Source organism: Vibrio sp. D417a, assembly GCF_030248595.1.
GTDB lineage: Bacteria > Pseudomonadota > Gammaproteobacteria > Enterobacterales > Vibrionaceae > Vibrio > Vibrio alginolyticus.
The window spans coordinates 1-3626 of the sequence record NZ_JAHGAM010000060.1 but is presented as its reverse complement, the minus strand read 5'-3'; the positions used below and the strand labels follow the sequence as shown (position 1 = coordinate 3626).

Below are 3626 nucleotides of genomic sequence, written 5' to 3'. Positions count from 1 at the left end.
GCGGATATCGTGGCAGATAAAGCGACGGTTGTGGAAGATACGCCAACCATCATTAAGGTCTTAGATAACGACACGTTCGAAGGCGACGACAAAGTGGTGTCGCTGGATACCAATAACGGTCCAGCGAACGGCACGGTCTCGGTCAACCCGGATGGCAGCGTGACCTACACGCCGAATGACAACTACCACGGTACAGACAGCTTCACCTACATCGTCACCTCCGGTGGGGTGTCAGAGTCCACCACGGTGAACGTCGATGTGACGCCAGTGAACGATGCGCCAGTGGCGACCAATGACAATGCCGTTACTGACGAAGACACGCCAGTGACGATTGATGTCCTGCCAAACGACACCGATATTGATGGTGATAAGCTGTCGATTGAATCGGCTTCCGTACCTGAAACACAAGGCACAGTTGAGATCGTTGATGGCAAACTGGTCTTCACACCGGCTGAGAACTTCCATGGTGACGCTGAAATTACTTACACGATTACTGATGGTGCACTGACTGACCAAGCAACGGTCAACGTCACCGTGAATGCGGTGAACGACACGCCTGTGGTTGAAAGCAACATTGCAGACCAAACCTTGGCGGAAGATTTTACGCCATACAGCATCGATCTGAATACGGCCTTCAGTGATGTGGATAACGCCGATGGTGAGTTAACGTTTAGCGTTTCTGGTAATAGCAACATTCAAGTGGCGATCGTCAATGGCATTGCTACGTTCACTCCAACCGCAGACTGGAATGGCTCAGAAACCCTAACCTTTACCGCCACCGATCCAAGCGGTGAAAGCGTTAGCCAAACGGTGAACTTCACAGTGGCGCCTGTGGCAGATATTGAATCTGACCGTGCGACGGTTGTGGAAGACACACCAACCATCATCAAGGTTTTAGGTAACGACACGTTCGAAGGCGACGACAAAAAAGTGGTGTCGCTGGATACCAATAACGGTCCAGCCAACGGCACGGTCTCGGTCAACCCGGATGGCAGCGTCACTTACACGCCGAATGACAACTACCATGGGGCTGACAGCTTCACCTACATCGTTACGTCGGGTGGGGTATCAGAGTCCACCACGGTGAACGTCGATGTGACGCCAGTCAATGATGCGCCAGTGGCAAAAGATGATACAGCTGTTACTGACGAAGACACGCCAGTGACGATTGATGTCCTGCCAAATGACACTGATATTGATGGCGATAAGCTGTCGATTGACTCGGCATCTGTGCCGAGTGACCAAGGTACAGTCGAGATTGTTGACGGCAAGTTGGTGTTCACACCGGCTGAGAACTTCCATGGTAATGCCGAAATCACTTATACCGTCACCGATGGTGCACTGACTGACCAAGCTACGGTCAACGTCGCCGTGAATGCGGTGAACGACACGCCTATGGTTGAAAGCAACATTGCAGACCAAGCCTTGGCGGAAGACTTTACGCCATACAGCATCGATCTAAATACCGCTTTCAGCGATGTGGATAACGTGGATGGCGATCTGAGCTTCAGCGTTTCTGGCAACAGCAACATTCAAGTGGCGATCGTCAATGGTATTGCTACGTTCACTCCAACCGCAGACTGGAACGGCTCAGAAGCGTTGACCTTTACGGCTACCGACCCAAGCGGTGAAAGCGTCAGCCAAACGGTGAACTTCACAGTAGCGCCTGTAGCGGACATCGTGGCAGACAACGCGACGGTTGTGGAAGACACGCCGACCATCATTAACGTCCTAGGTAACGACACGTTTGAAGGCGACGACAAAGTGGTGTCGCTCGATACCAATAACGGTCCAGCGAACGGCACGGTCTCGGTCAACCCGGACGGCAGCGTCACTTACACGCCAAACGACAACTACCACGGGGCAGACAGCTTCACGTACATCGTTACGTCGGGTGGGGTATCGGAATCCACCACAGTGAACGTCGATGTGACGCCAGTGAACGATGCGCCAGTGGCAAACGATGATACCGCTGTTACTGACGAAGACACGCCAGTGACAATTGATGTCCTGCCAAACGACACCGACATTGATGGCGATACGCTGTCTATCCAATCGGCTTCCGTACCTGAAACACAAGGTACAGTTGAGATCGTTGACGGAAAACTGGTGTTCACACCGGCTGAGAACTTCCATGGTGATGCTGAAATCACTTACACCGTTACCGATGGTGCACTGACAGACCAAGCGAAGGTGGCCGTTACCGTTAACCCAGTAAACGATGCGCCAACCATCAAGGTCGATGCTGTAGAAAGTATCACTGAAGACGCAGTGAGTACCGATACGGTAGTGGCAACGTTGGAAGTCGCTGATACCGATACGCCAGAAGAGCAATTAACCGTTTCTTTAGAAAACAACTCAAACGGCTACTTTGCGCTAGTTGGCGATGAAGTCAAACTGACTCAAGCGGGTGTTGACGCGGTTAACAACGACGAACTCAACCTTAAAGACCTAACGATCAGCGCATCAGTATCGGATGGTGTTAATCCAACGGTTAGCGACAGTGATAGTTTGATTGTGAATCGCGTTAACGATGCACCAACAGTCGATAATGTCATTTCAGATCAAGTGTTAGCAGAAGATTTTACGATCTACACGATTGATTTAAACGACGCATTTAAAGACAGCGACTCCGCACTGAACTTTTCAGTGTCCGGCAACAGCAACGTGTTGGTTTCGATTGAAAATGGCATTGCGACCATTAGCCCAACGGCAGACTGGAACGGCTCAGAAGCGCTGACCTTTACGGCCACCGATCCAAGCGGCGAAAGCGTTAGCCAAACGGTGAACTTCACAGTAGCGCCTGTGGCGGACATCGTGGCAGACAACGCGACGGTTGTGGAAGACACACCAACCATCATCAAGGTTTTAGGTAACGACACGTTCGAAGGCGACGACAAATTGGTGTCGCTGGATAGCAATAACGGCCCAGCCAACGGCACGGTCTCGGTCAACCCGGACGGCAGTGTCACTTACACGCCAAACGACAACTATCACGGGGCAGACAGTTTTACCTACATCGTTACATCGGGTGGGGTATCGGAGTCCACCACAGTGAACGTCGATGTGACGCCAGTGAATGACGCGCCAGTGGCAAACGATGACACGGCCACAACACAAGAAGATACCGCTGTCACGATTGATGTCCTGCCAAACGACACCGATATTGATGGCGATAAGCTGTCGATTGACTCGGCATCTGTGCCGAGTGACCAAGGTACAGTTGAAATTGTTGACGGCAAGTTGGTCTTCACACCGGCTGATAACTTCCATGGCGATGCTGAAATCACTTACACCGTGACCGATGGTTCACTGACTGACCAAGCGACGGTCAACGTCACCGTGAATGCGGTGAACGACACGCCTGTGGTTGAAAGCAACATTGCAGACCAAACCTTGGCGGAAGATTTTACGCCATACAGCATCGATCTAAATACTGCCTTCAGTGATGTGGATAACGTTGATAGTGAGTTAACGTTTAGCGTCTCTGGCAACAGCAACATTCAAGTGGCGATCGTCAATGGGATTGCTACGTTCACTCCAACGGCAGACTGGAACGGCTCAGAAGCGCTGACGTTTACGGCTACCGATCCAAGCGGCGAGAGCGTTAGCCAAACGGTGAACTT

Annotated in this window: 1 protein-coding gene; it reads left to right on the top strand. The window is 51.6% G+C overall.

Features of this window, described 5'->3' with window-relative positions; all coding sequences use genetic code 11:
- Window positions 1-9: 9 nt before the first annotated feature.
- Window positions 10-3626, top strand: a 3617-nt coding sequence (locus tag KI742_RS23415; RefSeq protein ID WP_285445317.1) for a tandem-95 repeat protein, incomplete at its 3' end; no start/stop codon positions are given.